Origin of the sequence: Clostridium algidicarnis (genome assembly GCF_000703125.1) — a bacterium.
In the GTDB taxonomy this organism is placed as follows: domain Bacteria; phylum Bacillota; class Clostridia; order Clostridiales; family Clostridiaceae; genus Clostridium_L; species Clostridium_L algidicarnis.
This window is the reverse complement of record NZ_JNLN01000001.1, coordinates 1,023,468-1,047,178: the sequence shown is the minus strand read 5'-3', so window position 1 is coordinate 1,047,178 and position 23,711 is coordinate 1,023,468. Positions and strand designations below refer to the sequence as shown.

Sequence of the window (23,711 nt, the reverse complement as noted above, 5' to 3'; positions counted from 1 at the left end):
TACTTTGCTTTTAAACCATATGCAGTTTTCAAAGAACAAATTCACATCCAAAACTCAAAAAAATTTTGGTAGTGGTCACCTCTTAGTTAAACTAAAAGGTTTGATTTTGAAAGATACTTGATCTTTCAAAATTGAACAGAAAGATAAATTCCAGCTAGTACTAAGAGTTATAGACGAGCTATAATCTTAATACAGTTCTCCATAGAAAGGAGGTGATCCAGCCGCAGGTTCTCCTACGGCTACCTTGTTACGACTTCACCCCAATCGCTGACCCTACCTTCGGCCGCTGCCTCGCTTACGCGTTAGCGCACGGACTTCGGGTATTGCCAACTCTCATGGTGTGACGGGCGGTGTGTACAAGGCCCGGGAACGTATTCACCGCGACATTCTGATTCGCGATTACTAGCAACTCCGGCTTCATGTAGGCGAGTTTCAGCCTACAATCCGAACTGGGACGAGTTTTTTGAGTTTTGCTCCACCTCACGATATTGCATCTCGTTGTACTCGCCATTGTAGCACGTGTGTAGCCCTAGACATAAGGGGCATGATGATTTGACGTCATCCCCACCTTCCTCCTGGTTAACCCAGGCAGTCTCGCTAGAGTGCTCAACTAAATGGTAGCAACTAACAATAAGGGTTGCGCTCGTTGCGGGACTTAACCCAACATCTCACGACACGAGCTGACGACAACCATGCACCACCTGTCTTCCTGCCCCGAAGGGCTTCCCTAATTACAGGTAATTCAGGAGATGTCAAGTCTAGGTAAGGTTCTTCGCGTTGCTTCGAATTAAACCACATGCTCCGCTGCTTGTGCGGGCCCCCGTCAATTCCTTTGAGTTTTAATCTTGCGATCGTACTCCCCAGGCGGGATACTTAGTGTGTTAACGACGGCACGGAGGATTGGTATCCCCCACACCTAGTATCCATCGTTTACGGCGTGGACTACCAGGGTATCTAATCCTGTTTGCTCCCCACGCTTTCGAGCCTCAGCGTCAGTTATGGTCCAGAAAGTCGCCTTCGCCACTGGTGTTCTTCCTAATCTCTACGCATTTCACCGCTACACTAGGAATTCCACTTTCCTCTCCCACACTCTAGATACCCAGTTTGGAATGCAGCACCCGGGTTGAGCCCGGGTATTTCACATCCCACTTAAGTATCCGCCTACGCTCCCTTTACGCCCAGTAAATCCGGACAACGCTTGCCACCTACGTATTACCGCGGCTGCTGGCACGTAGTTAGCCGTGGCTTCCTCCTCGGGTACCGTCATTATCGTCCCCGAAGACAGAGCTTTACGACCCGAAGGCCTTCATCACTCACGCGGCGTTGCTGCATCAGGCTTTCGCCCATTGTGCAATATTCCCCACTGCTGCCTCCCGTAGGAGTCTGGGCCGTGTCTCAGTCCCAATGTGGCCGATCACCCTCTCAGGTCGGCTACGCATCGTGGCCTTGGTGAGCCGTTACCTCACCAACTAGCTAATGCGCCGCGGGTCCATCTCATAGCGGATCACTCCTTTAATAACTTTATCATGCGATAATGCTATGTTATGGGGTATTAATCTTCCTTTCGGAAGGCTATCCCCCTCTATGAGGCAGGTTACCCACGTGTTACTCACCCGTCCGCCGCTAAGTTATCCCCGAAGGAATAACTTCGCTCGACTTGCATGTGTTAAGCACGCCGCCAGCGTTCGTCCTGAGCCAGGATCAAACTCTCAATTTAAAAGTATATTCCAAATCTAGGATTTGGTATAGACTTTTACTCCTCAGCTTAGCTGAGTGAGTTTCCATTTTCAGAATATCTGAATCTGAATTCTCTAAGTAAGTTTAATCTACTCAATTACATAATTCAAAAGAATTGCTGGTCTTTATATATCTTTTCTGTTCAATTTTCAAAGATCATGTACTTCTGTGTTGAAGTACTTTGTAAGTATATCATGTGTTTTTTAAGTTGTCAACAATTTTTTTCATTATTGTTTTTAACTTTTAAAACTTATGTCCTTGCGATAAGTAATTGTTTTTCTTTTCCGCTAAGGAACTTTTATAGAATAACATCTATATCAACATATGATATTGCTCTTATACACTATTAAAATAAATTAGATCCTTTATAGTAATTATACCTATGTATTCCTTCTATTTCTTTATATTGATACACTTGGCATCGTGTTCATTGAATTTATTAATATAATTAATAAAAGCACATTCTATAAGTTTATAGAACATGCTTTTATTGTACTAAAACTGTGTTAATGTATTATTCTTCGTCATCTATTACTTCAGATGATATCTCTGGTTCATCTTTTTGTTCATTATCTTCAATAATAATTATATCACCATCTATACTTTCATTATCCTCTGAACTTTTTATCTTAGCAATAGCAACTACTTGTTCTTCACCTTTAGTTTTCATAAGCGTTACACCACTAGTATTTCTTCCTGTTTGAGCTACGCCATCTACATTTATTCTTATAGCTACCCCACTACTATTAACAAGCATAAGCTCATCCTCTTCATTACAAATCCTAGCGCCTACAACATTTCCTGTTTTTTTATTTCTCTTGTAGGTCTTAACTCCTTTTCCGCCTCTTTTTTGTAGTTGGTATTTAGATATGTTCGTTCTTTTACCAAATCCATTTTCACTTACTATTAAAAGGTCCTCATCTGGAACTATTATATCTATAGATACAACTTTATCATCTTCTCTTAATGTAAGTGCTTTAACACCTGCTGCATTTCTGCCCATAGCCCTTACATCTTTTTCACTTATTCTAATTGCATATCCATAGTTAGTAACAATAATAATTTCTGCATCACCATAGGTAAGCTTAACTTTTAGAAGCTCATCTCCTTCTCTTAAGGTTATAGCATTCATACCATTTCTTCTTATATTAATGAATCCTTTAAGAGGAGTCTTCTTTATTACTCCTTTTCTTGTTACCATAACTAAGTTACCATCTAATTTATTATCTTTTATTGCAAGAACAGCCTCTATCTTTTCACCTGGTGTTATAGGTATTATATTTATTAAGTTTGTTCCCTTTGCAGTTCTTCCTGCATCAGGTATTTCATAAGCTCTAAGTTTATAAACCTTTCCTCGGTTTGTAAAGAATAATAAATCACTATGAGTAGAAGCTATAAATACATTTTCTACAAAGTCATCTTCTTTAGTTGACATTGCTTGTATTCCCTTACCACCTCTTCTTTGTGAAGAATAGGTATCTGCTAATATCCTCTTTATATATCCTCCATGAGTTAATGTTATAACAACTTCTTGCTCTTGAATAAGATCTTCAAGTGATATATCACCAACACCTTGTTCAATTGAAGTTCTTCTCTTATCTCCAAACTTATTCTTAATTTCTAAAAGCTCTTCTTTTATTAAATCTAATAATAATTCTTCATTTTGTAATATATCCTTTAAGCTTTCGATTAAAATCATAAGTTCACTTAATTCTTGTTCTATTTTATCTCTTTCAAGACCTGTAAGTCTTCTAAGTCTCATTTCTAAAATAGCTTGCGCTTGCTTATCAGAAAAGTCAAATCTTTCTATAAGAGTAACTTTTGCTATATCAGCAGTTTTGGATCCTCTTAGAATCTTTATAACTTCATCTATATTATCTAAGGCAATCTTCAATCCTTCTAGTATATGAGCCCTATCTTCAGCCTTTTGTAATTCAAACTCAGTTCTTCTTCTTACGACTTCCTTTTGGAAATTTAAATAATGAACTAATATTTCCTTTAGATTTAGTACCTGTGGCTGATTATCTACTAATGCTAACATTATTACACCAAAGGTATCTTCCATTTTGGTATGTTTATATAATAGATTTAAAACTACTTCTGGATTTGCATCTCTTTTAAGCTCTATTACAATTCTCATACCATCTCTATCTGACTCATCTCTTAAGTCATGTATTCCATTTATCTTTTTATCCTTAACAAGCTCTGCTATGTTTTCTATAAGCTTAGACTTATTAACCTGATATGGAATCTCTGTTACTATTATTCTATTTCTTCCATGTTCTTCTAAAATATCTGCCTTAGCTCTAACTAGAATCTTTCCTCTTCCTGTTTCATAGGCTGATCTAATTCCAGCCTCACCCATTATGGTACCTGCTGTTGGAAAGTCTGGTCCTTTTATTACAGTCATTAGTTCCATAATGTTAGAATCTGGTTCTTCTATAAGCATTATGACTCCATCTATTACTTCTCCTAAATTATGTGGAGGTATGTTTGTAGCCATACCAACAGCAATACCTGATGATCCATTTACCAAGAGATTTGGAAATCTTGAAGGCAATACTGATGGTTCACTTTCTTCTCCATCAAAGTTAGGTATAAAGTCTACAGTATCTTTATTTATATCCCTTATCATTTCTGCAGAAATCTTACTCATTTTTGCTTCTGTATACCTCATAGCGGCAGCTGAATCACCGTCTACAGAACCAAAGTTTCCATGGCCATTTACTAATATATATCTTATAGAAAAATCTTGAGCCATTCTTACTAAAGCATCATAAACAGAAGAATCTCCGTGTGGATGATACTTACCTAGTACGTCACCGACTATTCTAGCACATTTTCTATATCCCTTTTCTGGAGCTAACCCCAACTCATGCATAGAAAATAAAATTCTTCTATGGACAGGCTTTAGACCATCTCTTACGTCTGGAAGTGCTCTACCTACGATAACGCTCATGGCATAGTCTATATAACATTTCTTCATTTCACTTTCAATATCAACCGGTATAACTTTTCCTTCATTATTGTTCATATATTTCACCTCATCTATGCACTATATATCTAAATTCATAACTTTTTTTGCATTTTCTTGAATAAATTCTCTACGTGGTTCTACTTTATCTCCCATAAGTATAGTAAATATCTCATCTGCTGCCATGGCATCATCTACAGTAGCTTTAAGAAGTATTCTTTTCTCAGGATCCATGGTTGTATCCCAAAGCTGTTCAGCATTCATTTCTCCGAGTCCTTTATACCTTTGTATTGCAATACTATTGTCTTTTCCACCTAATTCCTCTAATATATCATTTAATTCTTTATCCGTATAAGCATAATAATCCTTTTTCTGCTTTGTAACTTTAAATAAAGGTGGTTGAGCTATATATACATGACCTTCATCAACAAGTCCTCTCATATATCTATAAAAAAATGTTAATAATAAAGTCCTTATATGAGCTCCATCTACATCGGCATCCGTCATTATTATTATTCTATTATATCTTCTCTTTTCTAAATCAAATTCATCACCAATACCTGCTCCAAATGCAGTTATCATTGACCTTATACTTTCAGAATTTAATATTTTGTCTAATCTTTGTTTTTCAACATTCAGTATCTTACCTCTTAATGGTAAGATGGCTTGAAATCTTCTATTCCTTCCTTGCTTTGCTGATCCTCCCGCAGAATCTCCTTCGACTATATATATTTCACATTCTAATGGATCTTTTGAAGAGCAATCTGCAAGCTTTCCTGGAAGAGAAGTTCTTTCTAGTACAGATTTTCTTGTAAGTTCTCTTGCTTTTCTAGCGGCTTCTCTTGCTCTTGCTGCTAAAAGCCCCTTTTCTATAACAATCTTACCTACTAAAGGATTTTCTTCTAAATAGGTGCTTACACCTTCACCCATTATATTATCTACTATACCTCTTACTTCACTATTTCCAAGCTTTGTCTTTGTTTGTCCTTCAAATTGAGGATCTGTAAGTTTCACTGAAACTACAGCAGTAAGCCCCTCTCTTATATCATCTCCAGACAAATTCTTATCAGCCTCTTTTAATAACCCAAACTTTCTTGCATAATCGTTAAATACTCTTGTAAGCGCAGATTTAAATCCTATGAGATGGGTACCCCCTTCAACTGTATCTATATTATTAGCAAAGGAAAATATGTTTTCTGTATAACCATCATTGTATTGAAGTGCTATTTCAACCATATAATCATCTTTAACACCCTCCACATATATAGGTTCCGGATGTAAAGCTTGTTTATTTCTATTTAAATAAGATACAAAGGACTTTATTCCTCCCTCATATTGATATTGATCTTTTTTATCAACACGTTTATCTTCAAATGATATCTTTATACCTTTATTTAAGAATGCTACCTCTCTAAGTCTTTTAGATAAGATATCAAAATCAAAGTCTATCTCCTCAAATATTAAAGGGTCAGGCTTAAAATATACCATGGTTCCGGTTTCTTCTGTTTCACCAATCTTTTCTAAAGGACTCTTAGCAAGACCTCTTCCAAAAGATTGTTTCCATATAAAGCCTTCTCTTTTAACTGTAACTTCACATACTTCAGACAAAGCATTAACAACAGAAGCTCCTACTCCATGAAGACCCCCTGATACCTTATAGCCTCCACCACCAAACTTACCGCCTGCATGAAGTATTGTCATTATAACTTCTACTGCAGGTTTTCCCATTTTAGGATGCATACCTACTGGCATACCTCTTCCATCGTCTGATACAGTTACTGAATTATCTTCATTTATTACAATTTCTATATGTGTGCAATATCCTGCCAATGCTTCATCAATACTATTATCCACTATCTCATATACTAAATGATGAAGACCTCGTACACTAGTGCTACCAATATACATACCTGGCCTTTTTCGTACAGCTTCCAACCCTTCGAGGACTTGGATTTGACTAGCTTCATAAATATTATTGTTATCTTCCAACTCGCAATTCCTCCTACTTTATTATAAATAATTTTAGCTTTATAAATGTTTTATTCCACGATTAATTGCCACTTAACATTGCTTATTATGCTATTAAGTGGCAATGTGGAATAGAATATAATTTAAATATTAAATTATTTCAAATAATATTCTATATCAACTCTTTTAGTTAATGTTGCTGAAGATATAGGTGAAAAGAATATTTTACTCTTCTTTTCAACTTCTGCAATAACAAAAGACTTAGGCGCTTCTTTCGTTACTCGCTCTATAAATCCATCTTCTTCTGCCATTCTTAAAAATTGTCTAGTATCAGAACTATCCATACTAGTTTCCATATCAAATATACCTATTATATCCTTTATGGGTACTACTACATTTTCTCCTAAGTGAAGAAACATGAAGACTCCTCCTCTATGAAATTATATTTCCATCTATAACCTTAAATATTTTAGCGTCTTTACTTAAATATTCTTCAATTTGGTCTACACCGGTGCAGGTTATTATTGTTTGGACATCCTTAATAGATTTTAATATATATCTCTTTCTATTAAAATCTAATTCAGATAGAACATCATCTAGTAATAAAACTGGAGCTTCACCTGTTAAGTCTCTTAATATGCTTAAAGAGGAGAACTTCATAGTTAAAACCGCTGTCCTTTGTTGTCCCTGTGAACCATAGTTTTTAACTTCAATTTTATTTATGTAAATTGACAAATCATCTCTATGAATACCAATGCTTGTAGTTCCTCGTTCTATATCCTTTTGCCTATACTCTTTTAGTAAATTTAATAATTGTTTTTCTATATCATCTTTATTTTTAACAGCTGATATGTATTTAAAATATATATTTTCTTTGTTTGACGTTATATCTTTATGTATTTCACTACCATATTGATTAAGCTTATCTACATACTCACATCTTTTATTAAATATATACTTTCCAAAGTTAGCTAACTGAATATCATATATGTCCAACATAGATTTATCTAAATTTCTATTTTTTAGCAAGACGTTTCTTTCTTGAAGAACTTTATTGTATTGAACTAAGCTGTAGTAATACTTTTTGTCTATTTGGCATAGTTCCATATCAATGAATCTACGCCTAACTCCTGGAGATTCTTTTATTATCCTTAAATCTTCTGGAGAAAACATAACAACATTAAAACTACCTATAAGATCTGATATTTTTTTTATTTTTATGGAATTTATTGTTATTCCCTTTTTCCCATTCCTTAATATATTTATATCAATCTTTTTATCCAATCTTTTTTTTGATATATAAATACTTATAGACGATTTTTCTTCATTCCACTTAATAAGTTCCTTATCTTTATTTGTCCTATGAGACTTTCCAAATCCACAGTAGTATATGGATTCTAAAATATTAGTCTTCCCTTGAGCGTTGTCTCCTATAAAAACATTTGCATTTGGACCAAGCTCTAAGTTTAAATAATCGTAATTTCTATAATTGTAAAGTTGTAAATATTTTATATACATATTAAACACCTTATAAAATTATATCATATTATTGTTAAATAATAATGAATAAAATAATTTATTTAAATTAGTTTATATATATTGTCTTTAAATTCTACTTTATCTCCTATTCTTAGCTTCTTTCCTCTTTGTGTAGCAATTTCACCATTTACTTTAACCAGGCCTTCTAGCACGTAAAATTTAGCTTCTGAACCTAAAGATGCAGCTCCACACCACTTTAAAAAAGAATCAAGTTTTATATATTCAGTTGTTATTTTTACTTCTTCCATTATTCATCTCTCCTATTTACATTATTGCCCTTATTTATAATTATTAATACAACTTAAATTATTATTTTACTAATCTTACAGGCAGTACAAGATATTTGCAGTTAAGTTTATTTTTATTTTTTATTATACAAGGACTTACACTGCTTGAAAATTCCATAACAACTTCGTCTTCTTCCATAATTTTTAAAACATCTAAAAGGTATCTTGAATTAAATGCAATTTGAATAGGGCTTCCTTGCAGATTTATTGAGATCTCTTCTCTTACCTTTCCCAATTGAGAATTAGATGTTATTACCATGGACTCATCTTGTATATCTAATTTTATTAAATTCGCATTTCCTTCTTTAACCATAAGTGAAGCTCTTTCGATACTACTTTGTAATTTATGTTTATCCACAGTAACTTTTAAATTAAATTCTTGAGGAATTATAGAATTGTATTTAATAAATTCCCCTTCTAAAAGTCTTGATATTATCTTAGTTTTTCCTAGGTTGAAAAGAATATGGTTTGTTGTAAATGTTATATCAACATTTTCATTGCTGTCTTCTAATATCCTTACAACTTCATTTAAAGTTTTTCCTGGAATTACAGCATTTATAGAATTTTCATTATCTATAAATTCATTCCTAAATGCAAGTCTATATCCATCAAGAGCTACCATGTTTAACATCTTATCATTAATTTCAAATAATATTCCTGTAAGTATTGGTCTTGTTTCATCTACAGCTACAGCAAAACTTGTGCCTCGTATCATATTTTTTAAAATACCTTGAGGTATACCAAATACTAAATCCTCATTGATACTTGGTACCATGGGGAAGTCATTAGCTTCTAAGTGGGTGATATTAAATATAGAATTTTGACAAGTTATTATGATTGAATCATTTTCTGCTGTTTCTATAGAAACCTCGTCATTTGGTAACTTTCTTATTATTTCTCCAAATATTTTTGAATTAATAACTACCCTTCCAGGTTCAATAACACTTGCTTTAATTGTTGTTTCTATACTTAAATCTATATCTGAACCTATAAATTTTAATTCATCATCACTGGCATCTAAAAATATTCCTTCTAGTATTGGCATTGGAGATCTTCCTGTAACAGCTTTTTGAACTATTGATATAGCTTCTTGTAGATTATTTTTTTCACATATAAATTTCATAGTGAGTCCTCCTTAATTTGTTAACAAAGTTTTATTAAAAATAGAATAGATATAGATATATTATAGATAAATATAGTAATAGTAGTAGTAGGGGCTGTGGATTTGTTAGTAAGTGCTTTAAGCCCTGTGATAGGACAAAAATTATGTAAAAATAACTGTGGATAAGTAAGTGCTGCATAGCTAGACTTATCCACATTGTTAGATTATATTTAGTTTTTAAAATGTATCCACAGGTTATGCAATAGTTATTATGTACAGATTGTTATTATTTTTGTGTAATCTTCTTGGTTAGGTCATTTACAACGTTTTGCAATGATTCATCAGTTTTTAATCCTGTTGAAATTTTTTCATAGGCATGAATTACAGTTGTATGATCTCGTCCACCAAATTCTTCCCCAATTTTAGGAAGGGACATATCTGTAAGCTTTCTAGATAAGTACATAGCAATTTGTCTAGGATATGATACATTCCTTGTTCTACGCTGAGATTTAAAGTCTTCTATCCTAAGATTATAATAGCTTGAAACTATATCTTGAATATTTGCTATTGTGATGTTTTTTGAATCTTTATTAGATATTATGTCTTTTAAAGCTTCTGTAGCTAGTTCTAAAGTGATCTCACTATTGGTTAAAGATGAGTAAGCTACTATTCTTATAAGGGCACCCTCAAGTTCTCTTATATTAGATTTAATTTTTGTTGCAGTATAGACTAAAACTTCATTTGGTACATTAAGGTTTTCAACATCAGCCTTCTTTTTTAGAATAGCTATTCTAGTTTCAAAATCTGGAGCTTGTATATCAGCTATAAGTCCCCATTCAAATCTTGATCTTAACCTATCTTCTAAGGTAGGAATCTCTTTTGGTGGTCTATCGCTAGATAATATAATTTGTTTATTAGCTTCATGTAATGCATTAAATGTATGGAAAAATTCTTCTTGAGTTCTTTCTTTACCTGCTATAAACTGTATATCATCTATTAAAAGCACATCTACATTTCTATATTTATTTCTGAATTCTACATTCTTATCGTCTTTAATAGAGTTAATAAGTTCATTAGTAAATTTTTCAGAAGATACATAAACTACTTTTGTATTTGGATTATTTTTAAGAACATAGTGTCCTATGGCATGCATAAGATGGGTTTTTCCAAGCCCTACGCCACCATATATAAATAAGGGATTATAAGCTTTTGCTGGAGATTCTGCTACAGCAAGTGATGCTGCATGGGCAAACCTATTGCTATTTCCAATTACAAAGGAATCAAAAGTGTATTTAGGATTTAAAATAGCTGTCATTTCATCATTTGGTATTACTGAACCTTTTGTATTTATTTGAACAGATTCTTTAACAGCTTCTTCTTCTACTTGATCTTCTGATAATATACAAAATTCTATATTATATTTTTTAGAAGTTATTAATTTTATACCATTCATTATGAGGTCCTTATATCTAGATTCTAGTATTTCCCTAGTAAAATCATTAGGAACACCAAATTTCACTGTTTTATCATCCATAGCCATAGGTTCAGCACTTTTTATCCATGTATTGAAACTAACTTCTGAAAGTTCGCCTTTTAGGATATTTAAGGTTTTTTCCCACATTTCTTTAAGTTGGGCGTTCATTTCGTATCCTCCAGTCAAATTATAAAAATTTTATTATAGAAATTATATTAAAGTTTAAACAATGTATAAACATATTTATAAACAGCTATTTAAAATAATAGCCATTGTTACTAAAAGTATTCACATGTTTATAACTTTGTTAGTATATTTTATATGTTTAAAGTTATCAACAGTGTAAAAAAAACATATAAACATAATTAACAGCATATATAATAGTGAATTGTATGCTGAAATATTGATTATAATATAAGATACAAGAAGAATCAAATAAGTTATGCACAAAGTTATCAACAACTGTGGATAACTTTGAAAGTATCAAATAGTATTAACAATTCTTCTCTATAATATCATAAAAATTTGATAACATTCAATAACTTATCCACAAAAAAAAATTGTTGATAACTTTATCAACAAAAATTACATATATATATATAGGTTAAATTTCATTTGTCTTCTTGACATTAAATTATGCTCACTATATAATTATAGGGTAAAACTATAATGTATATGAGTATGATAACAAATACCTTATTATACATAAGAATAGATGAAGGGGGTGTAGTTAGAATGTTAATGACATACCAACCTAAAAAAAGACAAAGAAAAAGAGAACATGGTTTTAGAAAAAGAATGAGAACTTTATCTGGAAGAAAAGTTCTTCAAAGAAGAAGACAAAAAGGTAGAGCAAAATTGTCAGCATAAGGGCCGCTTTAGTGGCCTTTTTCTGCAATTGCAGGAAAAAAAGGAGTAATGTTTTGGCATGAAAGTCGAAAAGCTGAGAAAAAATGTTGAGTTTAGAAGAGTGTATAGACGAGGAAAGTCTTTTGCTAATGAATTATTAGTTTTATATGTATATAAAAATTATTATAATAAAGATAAGGGTAATATGCCTATTAATAGAGTAGGTATATCTGTAAGTAAAAAAGTAGGAAAAAGTGTAACTAGAAGTAAAGTAAAAAGATTAATAAGTGAAAATTATAGATTAAACTGTAGCGACATAAAAAAAGGATTTGATTTTGTTTTTGTTGCAAGGGTTGCTGTAAAGGATAAAGATTACTTTCAGATAGAAAACTCCATGAAAAACCTTTTTAAAAAGGCAGGTTTAATGGAAAGTGATTAAAAAGTTTTTCATTGCTTTAATAAAGCTTTATAGAAAATATATTTCACCTATGAAAGCTCCATCATGCAGATTTTATCCAACATGCTCAGAGTATGCATTAGAGGCTATAGAAAAATATGGAGCGTTAAAAGGTGGTTTTATGTCCTTAAAGAGGATATTTAAGTGTCATCCTTTTCATAAAGGTGGATATGACCCTGTTAAATAATATTGTCGGGAGGTTTAGTATTTGAAGTATATAAATCAGTATTTAACTCAATTTTTTGAATTTATTCATGGGTTAGTAAAGGTAATAACTGCTAATCCAGATTATTCTTATGGCCTAGCCATAATATTCTTTACAATTATAATAAGAATAATCTTGTTACCTTTAAATATAAAGCAAACAAGATCTCAAGTAAAGATGCAAGAGTTACAACCAGAAGTTAAAAAGTTACAAACTAAGTATAAAAATGATCCTCAAAAACAACAGCAAGAAATGTCTAAATTATATAAAGAAAATGGGGCAAATCCTTTAAGTGGATGTTTACCTTTATTGGTACAAATGCCAATACTTTTTGGATTGTATTATGTTTTTAATAATTTACAAGGTATAACTGGAGTGGGATTTTTGTGGATAAAAGACTTATCACAACCAGACCATTTATACATATTACCTGTTTTATCATTTTTAACACAATTTATATCTAGTAAAATTATTTCAAATAATGCACCTCAAGATGCTCAGGCAAAGCAGATGCAAACAATGAATATTTTTATGGCAGGATTTATAGGATTCATGAGTATGAAGCTTAAATCAGCCTTAGTTTTATATTGGGTTATAAACAATTTAATACAAATTGCTCAAACCTTCTTAACTAAAGCTTTAGATAAAAAGCCTAATGATGAAATTTCTACAAGTAAAGGTGCAAAAGAAATTAACTCCGATAAAGATTTAAATAAAAAGAATAAATAAAAATAGGGGTATGAGATCAAAGGTGGGTGAAATAGGTTATGAAGACAATCGAAATTAGTGGAAAGACTGTAAGTGAGGCATTAAAGAAAGCACTAAAAGAATTAAATGTTACAGAGGATAAAGTTGAAGTTGAAGTTTTAGAAGAGGGTACTAAAGGTTTATTTAACTTTATTGGAGTTAAGCCAGCCAAAATCAAAGTTAAATTAAAAAAAGATTATGTACATGATGCAAAGTCTTTTTTAGCTGAAGTTTTAAATGCAATGGGAGTTGTAGCTGAAGTTGACATAAAAGAAGAGAATAATATTATTAATATTATATTGTCTGGAGATAATATGGGAATTGTAATAGGATATAGAGGAGAAACTCTAGATGCTATTCAATATCTAGTTAGTCTTGTTGTTAACAAAGGTAATGATGAAGAATATAAAAGGGTTGTATTAGATACAGAAAATTATAGGTTTAAAAGAGAAGAGACTCTAAAACGGTTAGCAGATAAAACCGGCAGTAGGGTACGAAGATCTGGAAGAAGCTTTAAATTAGAACCTATGAATCCTTATGAAAGAAGAATAATACATTCCGCACTACAAGATAATCCTTATATTTATACTTATAGTGAAGGAGAAGAGCCTTATAGAAGAGTAGTAGTAGATTTAAAGAAAGCCTAAGGTGGCTTTCTTTTTTAATATACGGGGTAACCTCTTATTTTAAATTATTAGTTATAGTTTATAATCAAAGAAAGGTTATAAATAAAAACCATGGTAGTACTTGAGTAAGAGAGTATGAAATGATATAATTTCTAATGTTTTATTAATACAAATAAACATATAAAAGTTGAAATCAAATTTTTATTTATATAGATAAAAATTTAAAATAAAAGTAATTATATAATAAAATTAAAATTATATTTATTAAATAATACATTAATTTTATAGTATAATTTATATAATATATATAACCGATTTTCGGGCTTAGGAGGCTAAAGATGAAAGATTTTGATACTATAGCTGCTATAGCTACAGCTGTAGGTGAAAGTGGAATTTCAATTATAAGAGTTTCAGGAGATAAGGCTCTTTCTATTGTTTCTTCTATATTTGAAGGAAAAGGCAATAGAAAGTTTGATGATATAAGTCCATATTCAATGAGATATGGAAAGATTATAGATAAGTTTAGTAAAGAAATGATAGATGAGGTACTTGTAAGTTATATGAAAGGGCCTAAAAGTTTTACTGCGGAAGATTCTGTAGAAATAAATTGTCATGGTGGCATTATGTCTACAAATAAGGTTTTAGAAGAAGTTATAAAGGCTGGAGCTAGAATAGCAGAGCCAGGAGAGTTTACTAAAAGAGCGTTCTTGAATGGTAGAATTGACTTAAGTCAGGCAGAAGCTGTGATGGATTTAATAAGAGCAAAAACTGACCTATCAATGAAATCAGCATTAATGCAAAGTGAAGGTAGAATTTCCAGGGAAATAAAAGATATTAGACATGAATTATTAGGGGTTATAGCTCATATTGAGGCTACTGTGGATTTTCCAGAAGAAGATTTAGAAGAAATGACTTCAGATAAGATAAAAGTTGATTTAGATAATATAATAAATAGAATTGATAAGTTACTTGATACTGCAAATGAAGGAAGAATTATAAGAGAAGGTCTTAGTATGGTTATAATAGGGAAACCTAATGTAGGCAAATCTTCACTTTTAAATTCTATATTAATGGAACAAAGATCTATAGTAACAGATGTTCCAGGTACAACAAGAGATGTTATAGAAGAATATATTAACTTAGATGGTATCCCTGTTAAGGTTGTTGATACTGCAGGAATAAGAGAAACTGAAGATTTAGTAGAGAAAATAGGTGTAGAAAGATCAAAAGAAAAGATTAATGAAGCAGATCTTGTAGTATTTATGTTAGATTTAAGCAGAAAACTAGACTCTGATGATAAAGAAATCTTAGAGTATATAAAGGATAAGAAATATATAGTTATTTTAAATAAGTCTGATTTAAAAAGAGAATTAGAAGAATATGATTTTCAGGATATGAAAAATGTAATTGAAATATCTGCAAAAAATGGTGATGGAATAGATTTATTAAAAAATAAGATAAAAGATCTTTTCTTTAAAGGCGAAATTAATTCCACAGATTTAATGATAACCAACTCTAGACACAAAGAGGCTTTATATAGAGCTAAAGAAAAATGCTTAGCTTCATTGGAAACACTTAACAGTGGTATATCTATAGATTTAGCATCTATAGATATAAGAGGTGCTTGGATTAATTTAGGTGAAGTTAGTGGTGAAACTTTAGAAGAGGATATAATAGACAAGATTTTTTCAGAATTTTGTTTAGGAAAGTAGAGGTGAAAAATGAGATATTTAAGAGGAGAATATGATGTAGTTGTAATAGGGGGTGGCCACGCTGGCTGTGAGGCTGCACTAGCTTCTGCTAGGATGGGTAAAAAGACGCTTATGGCTACAATGAATTTAGATAGTATAGCCCTTATGCCTTGTAATCCTAATATTGGGGGTACAGCAAAGGGACATTTAGTAAAAGAAATAGATGCCCTAGGTGGAGAAATGGCTATAAATATAGATCACACATTTATACAATCTAGAATGCTAAATACATCAAAAGGACCTGCTGTTCATTCTTTAAGAGTTCAAGCAGATAAAACTAAATATCAATATAGAATGAAACATGTTTTAGAGATGCAAGAAAATCTAGATATAAAACAAATTGAAATAAACCATATAGATGTAGAAGATGGAAATGTAATTGGTGTAATAACAAGAACCGGTGCATATTTTAAAGCTAAAACTGTAATACTTGCAACAGGAGTTTATTTAAAGGGCAGGGTAATCTTTGGTGAGGTTAACTATTATAGTGGGCCTAATGGACTTGCACCTTCTATGAGCCTTAGTGATTCTTTGATAAACCTAGGATTTAATCTTAGAAGATTTAAAACAGGTACACCTGCGCGTATAAATAAAAACTCTGTAGACTTTTCTCAAACTGTAGAACAAAAGGGTGATAGCACCATAGTTCCATTTTCATTCATGAGTGATAATATAACTAGAAATCAAATGTCTTGCTATTTAACTTACACTAATGAAGAAACTCATAATGTAATTAGAGAAAACATAGATAGATCACCTCTTTATAATGGCTCTATAGAGGGAGTAGGTCCTAGATATTGTCCCTCTATAGAAGATAAAATAATGAGGTTCCCAGATAAACTTCAACATCAAATATTCATTGAACCAGAAGGTGAAGATACTGAAGAGATGTATGTTCAAGGTATGTCTAGTTCACTTCCAGAAGAAATCCAAATTAGTATGCTAAAGACTATACCGGGACTTCAAAATGTTGAAGTAATGAGAACCGGATATGCTATAGAATATGATTGTATAGATCCACTAGAGTTAAAGCCTACACTTGAATATAAAAGGGTTAATGGGTTATTTGGAGCGGGACAAATAAATGGTACATCTGGATATGAGGAAGCGGCAGCACAAGGATTAATAGCAGGTATAAATGCCGTTTTAAAAATAAAAGATGAAGAACAACTCATATTAGCTAGATCTGATGGTTATATAGGAGTCTTAATTGATGACTTAGTTACAAAAGGTACTAATGAACCTTATAGGATGATGACATCAAGAGCGGAATATAGGCTTCTATTAAGACAGGATAATGCGGATTTAAGGCTTACAGAAGTTGGATATAAAATAGGCTTGGTTAAAGAAGACAGATATTTACGATATAAAAATCGAAAATATAAAATAGAAAGTGAACTTAATAGATTAAAAAGCATTCAAGTAACAAGTAAAAGAGAAATAAGTGAATGCTTAGAAACATTAGGAACTACAGAATTGAAAAAACCTATAAGCTTATATGAGTTAATAAAAAGGCCAGAGCTTGATTATTATATAATAGCGCCACTAGATATGGAAAGACCTGTACTTCCAAAGGATGTTATGGATCAAGTAAATATAGTGTCTAAATATGAAGGTTATATAGAAAAGCAATTGGAACAAGTAAATCAATTTAAAAAGTTTGAATCTAAAATGATCCCAAAGGATATAGATTATAATGAGATAAAAGGACTTAGGATAGAAGCAATTCAAAAGTTAAATACTGTGAAACCTATAAGTATAGGTCAAGCATCAAGAATATCAGGTGTTTCACCAGCTGATGTGTCAGTATTATTAATATATCTTGAACATAAGTATAGCCTTAGACATGAAAGTTAATATAAAAACATTGGTTTGGAGGTAAATATGGAGTTTTATGATTTAATGAAAACTGCATCAGATGATGTAAGTTTAGATTTTAATGAAGAAAAGTTTAATAAGTTTATGAATTATAAAGATATTTTAAAAGAATGGAACAATAAAATAAACTTAACGGCTATAATAGAAGATGATGATATAGTTAAAAAACATTTTATTGATTGTATAAAGGCTTTTAAGTTTAAAGGATTCAAGGAAGCTAAAAGTATAATTGATGTGGGAACTGGAGCTGGATTTCCTGGAATACCTATTGGTATTATGAAAGAGGACTGTAATATTGTATTACTGGATTCATTAAATAAAAGGGTTAAATTCTTAGATGAGGTAATAGAAAAGTTATATTTGAATAATTTTTCTACAATACACGGGCGAGGAGAAGAATTATCAAGATCTGAAAAGTATAGAGAAAAATTTGATATAGCAACATCAAGGGCAGTAGCTAATATGTGTACCTTGTCTGAATTATGTCTTCCTTATGTTAAGCTAGGTGGTTACTTTGTAGCATTAAAAGGACCTAGTATCGAAGAAGAGTTAAATGGAGCTAAAAGAGCTATAGCTATATTAGGAGGAAAGGTGCAAGAGATTATACCTGTAAATATTGAAAATAGTGATTTAAATCATAATTTAGTAATTATAAAAAAGGTAAGTTTAACACCAAGTATTTATCCAAGGAACTCAGGAATTATGAGTAAAAAACCTTTGGGATAAAAATTATTTATAAATATGTAAAAATATGATATAATTTGTAGTATGATTTTTATGGAATAAAAGAGGAATTTCATTGTTAATATAGAAACTATTAACAAATGGAAGAAGCAAGGGATGGTATGGAATATGCACAATGAAATAACGTATATCGAACCTAATCTTATATTACCCAATTTATACCAACCAAGAAAGTATTTTGATGAAGATGCTATTACTGAATTGGCAGAGTCTATAGAATCTTACGGTATAATACAACCTCTCTCTGTAAGAAAGATGAGAGAAGGAAGATATGAGCTAGTAGCAGGGGAGAGAAGATTAAGAGCCGCTAAAAAGCTAGGTCTTCCTAAAGTCCCAGTTATAATAGTTGATATTTCTGATAGGGATTCTGCAGCTATAGCATTATTAGAAAACTTGCAAAGAGAAGACCTAAATTACATGGAAGAATCTGAGGCATACTTTAATCTGATAAAGGAACATGGATATACTCAAGAACAATTAGCTTCGGTTATAGGTAAAAAACAATCTACTATTGCAAATAAGCTTAGGCTTTTGAAACTGTCCCAAAATGTAAGAGAAATAGTTTTAGATAATAAACTTACAGAAAGACATGCTAGAGCTTTATTAAAGTTGCCTACAGAAAAACTACAACAAAAAATATTGAATATAGTTATAAAAAAGTCTTTAAACGTAAAAGATACAGAGGAATTAATAAACAGAGAATTAATAAAAATATCTAGCGATACTGTATCTAAAGATGGTAAGAAAAGAATTAAAGGCATATTCTCGCCGAAGGTGTACATAAATACAATAAAACAGGTTTTTGATAAATATGGTATTAGTGCAAAATATGATTCTAAAGACTTTGATGAATTTATAGAAGTCACTATTAAGATACCTAAAAAATAAACTATAAATATATCTATTATAGACTTTTAATAGTTCAATATAAAAAGGTACATTCTCATATATTATACGTAAAGATGTAATATGAGGATGTTTTTTTATATTAAAAATAAAATGTTTCACGTGAAACAAATAAATATTTAAATTAGGCTTTAATTATATGGGAGTAGAATATATAATGAGGATAAGAGAGAGGGGGTGTTGCTTAAGTATACTAAATATAATAACGAGTAATTAGTATATGAAAGCTAAATTATGAAAATGATATGTATTTTTAATCAAAAAGGCGGAGTAGGAGTGCGTCCGTAAAGGGTATTTAAACAACGTCCTATAGGATATTAAACTAGAGAGATGTTTATTTGGTTAGCTGGCTTACTTTTTATAGGAAACTACAAAAAGGACAATAGCATGCCAGAAAAGCATTAATTTCAATAATATTGAAGGTTATTGCAAGACCAATGATATAATAGGGCCAAGGCTAAACTGCTTTAAACCTAGTTTCTCTTGCCTGAATCGCCAGGTAATAAAAATTTATTAGATAAGGTTTATAAAAATTTTTCCTATGATTTTTATACTCTCTAACCTTTCCAGGGCTATAATATAATAGCCTAGAGAAGCGAACAGGAGCCTAAGTTATATCTTTTGTTTATAAATCTAAACGGAGATAGCCTAAGTCAAAATGCCATTAAAGGCTATAGGATGTAGTTCCTTGAATATTTGATATGGTTACGGAGCTTTCGTAGTAGTCAGAGAAACCTGAATTAACAGGGAATGCCGTAAATTCGGATGCGGGAAAGCCGCTTACAGGGCGAAGGGAAGCAGATTACCAATTGCAGAATTATGGAGGTATGCGAAATGCAAAAAGCTGATATGATTTTGTCAATACTAAGTAAAAAGCCTATAGAATTCAAATTTAATAGAATCTATAGACAATTATTCAATTTAGACTTTTATTATGGTGTTATTGATGAGATAAGTAAAAATGAAATATTCAAAGAGTATACAATTAAAGAAAATATAGATATTGATAAACTAGTACAAAATATTATATTCCGATTAAAGACAGAAAAGTATAATCCTAAAGACTTAAATTGCATTATTAACAATAAATATATATATTTATTAAAGTCTACGGATATTAGTAAATTTAAAGAAGATGCTTTATTGAATATGTATATTAATGAAGGAGCAATAGAGGATTATATAATTCAAAAGGTATTAAAGCAGGTGTTAGATAATATTTACTTTTCTAATTTAAATAAAGAAGAATTCTTTAAGATTTTAGATAAAAAAGAAGATGTAATTAGTTATTTAAAAGGTATAAAACACATATACTATTATAAGGTGGTAAAGATTAATTTAAATAAAATGTTTCACGTGAAACAAATAGATATTTTAACAAGTATTATTAATGATAAAATAGATGATGGAAGGTTGAAAGCACTTATAGATTTATTTATTAAATCAAATTATTTAAGGTTTTATGAAATAGTAAAAAATGATGATTTATATTATATGTATATAGATAAAGATAGCCACGTTAGTGCTAGTCTTTATCAATTATATTTCTTAAAATTAAGAAATATAATTGAAGAATTAATAAATTTAAATAGAGTAAATGTCAGTGCTGTATGCTATTATGATGAAGCACTTTTAATGATAAAGCCTGGTGGTGATGTGAAAGGATTTTTAAAAGATCTAAATTACAGGTTAAAACAATTAAAATATATGGATATTGAAGAATATCAATTAAAAGACTCAAACAATATAGATTTTTTTAATTATAATATTAGATTTAGAAACAAAGAATCCTTTACAAAGATTTTAGTTAGTTCTAAAGTTATGAATACTTCAATTAATAATTTCAAAAAAGAAAATAAACCTTCCTATATAGGGAAAAGAATAAATTTAAAGCGTGAAGACATTATAAGGTTATATACTCTTGAAATAGATTATATTTATGAATATTATAAATATGCTGAAGATGTTAATTACAAGATGAGACGATTTAGATATTATCATAAAAATAGTATGATAAGTACAATAGCTTTAAAAGAAAACATATCAATAAAAGCAGTTAAAGAAAAGTATATAAAAAGATATAACTTTTCTCATCAAGAAAGTTATAATCAAGAAAATAAAACACCATATTTAAGCAACAGACTAAAAACACAAAAAATATAGATTTACTTAGGGTAATTAGAGAGCCGTATACGCTGAAAGGTGTACGTACGGTTCGGTGGAGGGTCTTAGAAAACCAATTATAGAAATATAGTAAGGCGTCTTTTTCCTATCCTACAAAACAACAACCAATATTAATTTATGTTCATATCTTGCATTAGAGGGATATAAGGTACTAGCAATAGATATAGATCCTCAGGGAAATACTACTAGTGGACTTGGTATCGATAAAAAGAACCTTAAATATTCAGCTTATGATGTTATATCATCTGATATATCTGCAGAAGAAGCAATATTAGAATCAGAATTAATTAAAAATTTATATGTAATACCATCAACTATGGAACTTGCAGGTGCTGAGGTAGAGCTTATGAATAAAAAAGATAAGGAAGTGATTTTAAGGGATAAGCTGGATCAAGTTAAAGATAAATTTGATTATATATTTATAGACTGCCCACCATCTTTAGGGTTTTTAACAATTAATGCCTTAGCTGCATGCAATTCAGTGCTTATACCAATACAATGTGAATTTTATGCATTAGAAGGAGTAGGACAACTTGTAAACACCATTCAATTGGTTAAAAAGTCATTAAATAAAGATATAGAAATAGAAGGTATTTTAATGAGTATGTATGATAGTAGGGTAAAACTTGCAAATGAGGTTGTTTCAGAAGTAAGAAAATTCTTTAAAGATAAGGTTTACGATACAACAATACCTAGAAATATAAGGTTAGCAGAAGCACCTAGCTATGGTCTTCCAATTGCACTTTATGATAATAAGTGTAGAGGTGCATCTTCTTATGAAGATTTAGCTAAAGAGTTTATAAAAAGACAAGGGGGGGATAGTATTGGCTAAAAGGTCAGGCCTTGGAAAGGGCCTCAGTGCCCTTATTCCTGAAGAATTAAATGAAGATGAAAATAAAAGTATTATTTCTATGAATTTAATTAAGCCAAATAGCAAACAACCCCGTAAAATTTTTGATGAAGAAAAACTTTCTTCTTTAGCTGAATCTATAAAAGAGCATGGTATTATACAACCCATTGTAGTTAAAAGTGTTAAGAATGGTTATATGATTATAGCTGGAGAGAGAAGATGGAGGGCAGCTAAACTAGCTGGATTAAAAGAAGTACCAGTGATAATAATGGATCTTACGGACAAAGAAGTTTTAGAAATATCTCTTATAGAAAATATACAAAGAGAAGATTTAAATCCTATAGAAGAGGCATTAGCATATAGGAGGCTTACTCAAGAGTTTAATTTAAAACAAGAAGAATTGAGTATAAGAATAGGTAAATCTAGGGTGGCAATTTCAAATACGCTTAGATTACTAAACTTAGATGATAGAGTACAAGATTATTTAAAAGAGGGAGTAATATCCGAAGGTCATGGAAGAGCGTTACTTGCTGTAGCTAATAAAAATTTACAATATGAGTTATCTCAAAAGATAATAGATGAGGAGCTTACAGTTAGAGATATTGAAAAGATAATAAAAGATATAAACAAAGATAATACAACTATAGAAGTTAATAAACCTATAAATCCATATTATAATGAAATAAAAGAAAAGCTTCAAAATTATTTTGATACTAAGGTTAATATTAATTTTAAGAAAAATAACAAGGGAAAAATAGAAATAGAGTATTACTCAGAGGAAGATCTTCAAAGAATTTTAGATATGATGAAAATAGAGTCAAAACAATCATAGGTAAAAGTTTAAATGATTATAAAATATGAATACTTATAAATCTTAAAATGTTTCACGTGAAACATAGAAAGGAAGGATTAGTAGTTGCAAGATATACTAAAAACAATAGGGGATCAGCAACCTTACATAATAATAGGGTTACTAGTTATAAATTTAATATTTTTAATACTTATAATTATATTATTTAAATCATTAGGAAAATTAGAACAAAAATATAGAAAGTTTATGAGAGGATCTAAAAATAAAAATATAGAGGAGTTAATAAATCTTTATTTAGATAAAGTAGAAGAAGGTAGATCCATAGCAGAAGAAGTTAAAACAATGTATGATAGTATGGAATTAAGGTTAAAAGATTGTATACAAAAGGTAGCTGTTATAAGGTATAAAGCATTTGAAGATGTAGGAAGTGATTTAAGTTTTTCTATAGCATTACTGAACTATAGTAATGATGGTGTCATAATTACAGGCATTTATGGAAGAAATGAAAGTACAACCTATGCTAAGCCTATAGATAAAGGCATATCTAGGTATGATTTATCTGAAGAAGAATTAAAAGTTTTAAATCAAGCTATTGAAGAGAAATAGCTATGAAATATGCCTC

At 30.7% G+C, this 23,711-nt stretch carries 19 protein-coding genes, 1 rRNA gene and 1 pseudogene; 13 read left to right on the top strand and 8 right to left on the bottom strand.

All coding sequences use genetic code 11. The features are described from left to right. Positions 1-205 precede the first annotated feature (205 nt). The 8 genes from BV55_RS0105245 to dnaA all read right to left on the bottom strand — a co-directional run bounded on the left by BV55_RS0105245 (position 206) and on the right by dnaA (position 11,249). Positions 206-1,717: ribosomal RNA gene (locus BV55_RS0105245) — 16S ribosomal RNA — on the bottom strand. Between the two features lie 534 nt (positions 1,718-2,251). Next, entirely contained in the window at positions 2,252-4,771 is a 2,520-nt protein-coding gene (gene gyrA, locus BV55_RS0105240; RefSeq protein WP_029451769.1) for a DNA gyrase subunit A, read from the bottom strand. Positions 4,772-4,792: 21 nt separating this feature from the next. Continuing rightward, on the bottom strand, positions 4,793-6,700 hold the full coding sequence (gene gyrB / locus BV55_RS0105235) for a DNA topoisomerase (ATP-hydrolyzing) subunit B (RefSeq protein WP_029451768.1): 1,908 nt from the start codon (positions 6,698-6,700) through the stop codon (positions 4,793-4,795). A 134-nt stretch (positions 6,701-6,834) separates the two neighbouring features. Next, the gene (gene remB, locus BV55_RS0105230; RefSeq protein WP_029451767.1) at positions 6,835-7,098 is read right to left on the bottom strand and encodes an extracellular matrix regulator RemB; all 264 of its coding nucleotides are present in this window, start codon (positions 7,096-7,098) and stop codon (positions 6,835-6,837) included. 13 nt (positions 7,099-7,111) lie between these two features. Then, a complete protein-coding gene (gene recF / locus BV55_RS0105225; protein WP_029451766.1) occupies positions 7,112-8,197 on the bottom strand; it encodes a DNA replication/repair protein RecF in 1,086 nt (361 codons plus the stop codon). A gap of 62 nt (positions 8,198-8,259) precedes the next feature. Then, a complete protein-coding gene (gene yaaA, locus BV55_RS0105220; RefSeq protein ID WP_029451765.1) occupies positions 8,260-8,466 on the bottom strand; it encodes a S4 domain-containing protein YaaA in 207 nt (68 codons plus the stop codon). A gap of 61 nt (positions 8,467-8,527) precedes the next feature. After that, on the bottom strand, positions 8,528-9,628 hold the full coding sequence (dnaN, locus tag BV55_RS0105215) for a DNA polymerase III subunit beta (protein WP_029451764.1): 1,101 nt from the start codon (positions 9,626-9,628) through the stop codon (positions 8,528-8,530). Between the two features lie 265 nt (positions 9,629-9,893). After that, entirely contained in the window at positions 9,894-11,249 is a 1,356-nt protein-coding gene (gene dnaA / locus BV55_RS0105210; protein WP_029451763.1) for a chromosomal replication initiator protein DnaA, read from the bottom strand. 567 nt (positions 11,250-11,816) lie between these two features. On the opposite strand from dnaA, the gene rpmH reads away from it, so the two are divergent. From rpmH to BV55_RS0105145, 13 genes and pseudogenes are all read left to right on the top strand, one after another. Then, positions 11,817-11,951, top strand: coding sequence for a 50S ribosomal protein L34 (gene rpmH, locus BV55_RS0105205; protein WP_029451762.1), 135 nt, complete (start codon positions 11,817-11,819; stop codon positions 11,949-11,951). A gap of 58 nt (positions 11,952-12,009) precedes the next feature. Continuing rightward, the gene (gene rnpA, locus BV55_RS0105200; RefSeq protein WP_029451761.1) at positions 12,010-12,369 is read left to right on the top strand and encodes a ribonuclease P protein component; all 360 of its coding nucleotides are present in this window, start codon (positions 12,010-12,012) and stop codon (positions 12,367-12,369) included. Then, positions 12,365-12,574: a membrane protein insertion efficiency factor YidD gene (gene yidD, locus BV55_RS0105195; RefSeq protein ID WP_029451760.1), complete on the top strand. Its 210-nt coding sequence runs from the start codon at positions 12,365-12,367 to the stop codon at positions 12,572-12,574. The genes rnpA and yidD overlap by 5 nt, the downstream gene beginning before the upstream one ends. 21 nt (positions 12,575-12,595) lie before the next feature. Beyond that, entirely contained in the window at positions 12,596-13,321 is a 726-nt protein-coding gene (gene yidC, locus BV55_RS0105190; RefSeq protein WP_051652403.1) for a membrane protein insertase YidC, read from the top strand. 38 nt (positions 13,322-13,359) lie between these two features. Next, positions 13,360-13,986 carry an RNA-binding cell elongation regulator Jag/EloR gene (gene jag, locus BV55_RS0105185; RefSeq protein ID WP_029451758.1) on the top strand — a complete coding sequence of 209 codons (627 nt, stop codon included), beginning with the start codon at positions 13,360-13,362 and terminating at the stop codon, positions 13,984-13,986. Between the two features lie 317 nt (positions 13,987-14,303). After that, the gene (gene mnmE, locus BV55_RS0105180) at positions 14,304-15,677 is read left to right on the top strand and encodes a tRNA uridine-5-carboxymethylaminomethyl(34) synthesis GTPase MnmE (protein ID WP_029451757.1); all 1,374 of its coding nucleotides are present in this window, start codon (positions 14,304-14,306) and stop codon (positions 15,675-15,677) included. A 9-nt stretch (positions 15,678-15,686) separates the two neighbouring features. Next, positions 15,687-17,573: a tRNA uridine-5-carboxymethylaminomethyl(34) synthesis enzyme MnmG gene (gene mnmG, locus BV55_RS0105175; RefSeq protein ID WP_029451756.1), complete on the top strand. Its 1,887-nt coding sequence runs from the start codon at positions 15,687-15,689 to the stop codon at positions 17,571-17,573. 27 nt (positions 17,574-17,600) lie between these two features. Beyond that, positions 17,601-18,320: a 16S rRNA (guanine(527)-N(7))-methyltransferase RsmG gene (gene rsmG / locus BV55_RS0105170; RefSeq protein ID WP_029451755.1), complete on the top strand. Its 720-nt coding sequence runs from the start codon at positions 17,601-17,603 to the stop codon at positions 18,318-18,320. Between the two features lie 126 nt (positions 18,321-18,446). Next, positions 18,447-19,226: a nucleoid occlusion protein gene (noc, locus tag BV55_RS0105165; RefSeq protein ID WP_029451754.1), complete on the top strand. Its 780-nt coding sequence runs from the start codon at positions 18,447-18,449 to the stop codon at positions 19,224-19,226. An 852-nt stretch (positions 19,227-20,078) separates the two neighbouring features. Next, the gene (locus BV55_RS0105160) at positions 20,079-21,407 is read left to right on the top strand and encodes a hypothetical protein (RefSeq protein ID WP_029451753.1); all 1,329 of its coding nucleotides are present in this window, start codon (positions 20,079-20,081) and stop codon (positions 21,405-21,407) included. A 115-nt stretch (positions 21,408-21,522) separates the two neighbouring features. Then, positions 21,523-22,260, top strand: a pseudogene (locus BV55_RS0105155) (ParA family protein); the annotation flags it as partial. Further along, positions 22,253-23,110 (top strand): ParB/RepB/Spo0J family partition protein, encoded by an 858-nt coding sequence (locus tag BV55_RS0105150; protein ID WP_029451751.1) that lies wholly within the window; start codon positions 22,253-22,255, stop codon positions 23,108-23,110. The pseudogene BV55_RS0105155 and the gene BV55_RS0105150, both read left to right, overlap by 8 nt. 84 nt (positions 23,111-23,194) lie before the next feature. Then, a complete protein-coding gene (locus BV55_RS0105145; RefSeq protein ID WP_029451750.1) occupies positions 23,195-23,695 on the top strand; it encodes a DUF4446 family protein in 501 nt (166 codons plus the stop codon). Positions 23,696-23,711 lie beyond the last annotated feature (16 nt).

Coding starts and splice junctions, on each gene's coding strand:
- gyrA (WP_029451769.1), bottom strand. CDS start 4,771: ATGAACAATAATGAAGGAAAAGTTATACCGGTTGATATTGAAAGTGAA.
- remB (WP_029451767.1), bottom strand. CDS start 7,098: ATGTTTCTTCACTTAGGAGAAAATGTAGTAGTACCCATAAAGGATATA.
- recF (WP_029451766.1), bottom strand. CDS start 8,197: ATGTATATAAAATATTTACAACTTTACAATTATAGAAATTACGATTAT.
- yaaA (WP_029451765.1), bottom strand. CDS start 8,466: ATGGAAGAAGTAAAAATAACAACTGAATATATAAAACTTGATTCTTTT.
- dnaN (WP_029451764.1), bottom strand. CDS start 9,628: ATGAAATTTATATGTGAAAAAAATAATCTACAAGAAGCTATATCAATA.
- dnaA (WP_029451763.1), bottom strand. CDS start 11,249: ATGAACGCCCAACTTAAAGAAATGTGGGAAAAAACCTTAAATATCCTA.
- rpmH (WP_029451762.1), top strand. CDS start 11,817: ATGTTAATGACATACCAACCTAAAAAAAGACAAAGAAAAAGAGAACAT.
- rnpA (WP_029451761.1), top strand. CDS start 12,010: ATGAAAGTCGAAAAGCTGAGAAAAAATGTTGAGTTTAGAAGAGTGTAT.
- jag (WP_029451758.1), top strand. CDS start 13,360: ATGAAGACAATCGAAATTAGTGGAAAGACTGTAAGTGAGGCATTAAAG.
- mnmE (WP_029451757.1), top strand. CDS start 14,304: ATGAAAGATTTTGATACTATAGCTGCTATAGCTACAGCTGTAGGTGAA.
- mnmG (WP_029451756.1), top strand. CDS start 15,687: ATGAGATATTTAAGAGGAGAATATGATGTAGTTGTAATAGGGGGTGGC.
- rsmG (WP_029451755.1), top strand. CDS start 17,601: ATGGAGTTTTATGATTTAATGAAAACTGCATCAGATGATGTAAGTTTA.
- noc (WP_029451754.1), top strand. CDS start 18,447: ATGCACAATGAAATAACGTATATCGAACCTAATCTTATATTACCCAAT.
- BV55_RS0105160 (WP_029451753.1), top strand. CDS start 20,079: ATGCAAAAAGCTGATATGATTTTGTCAATACTAAGTAAAAAGCCTATA.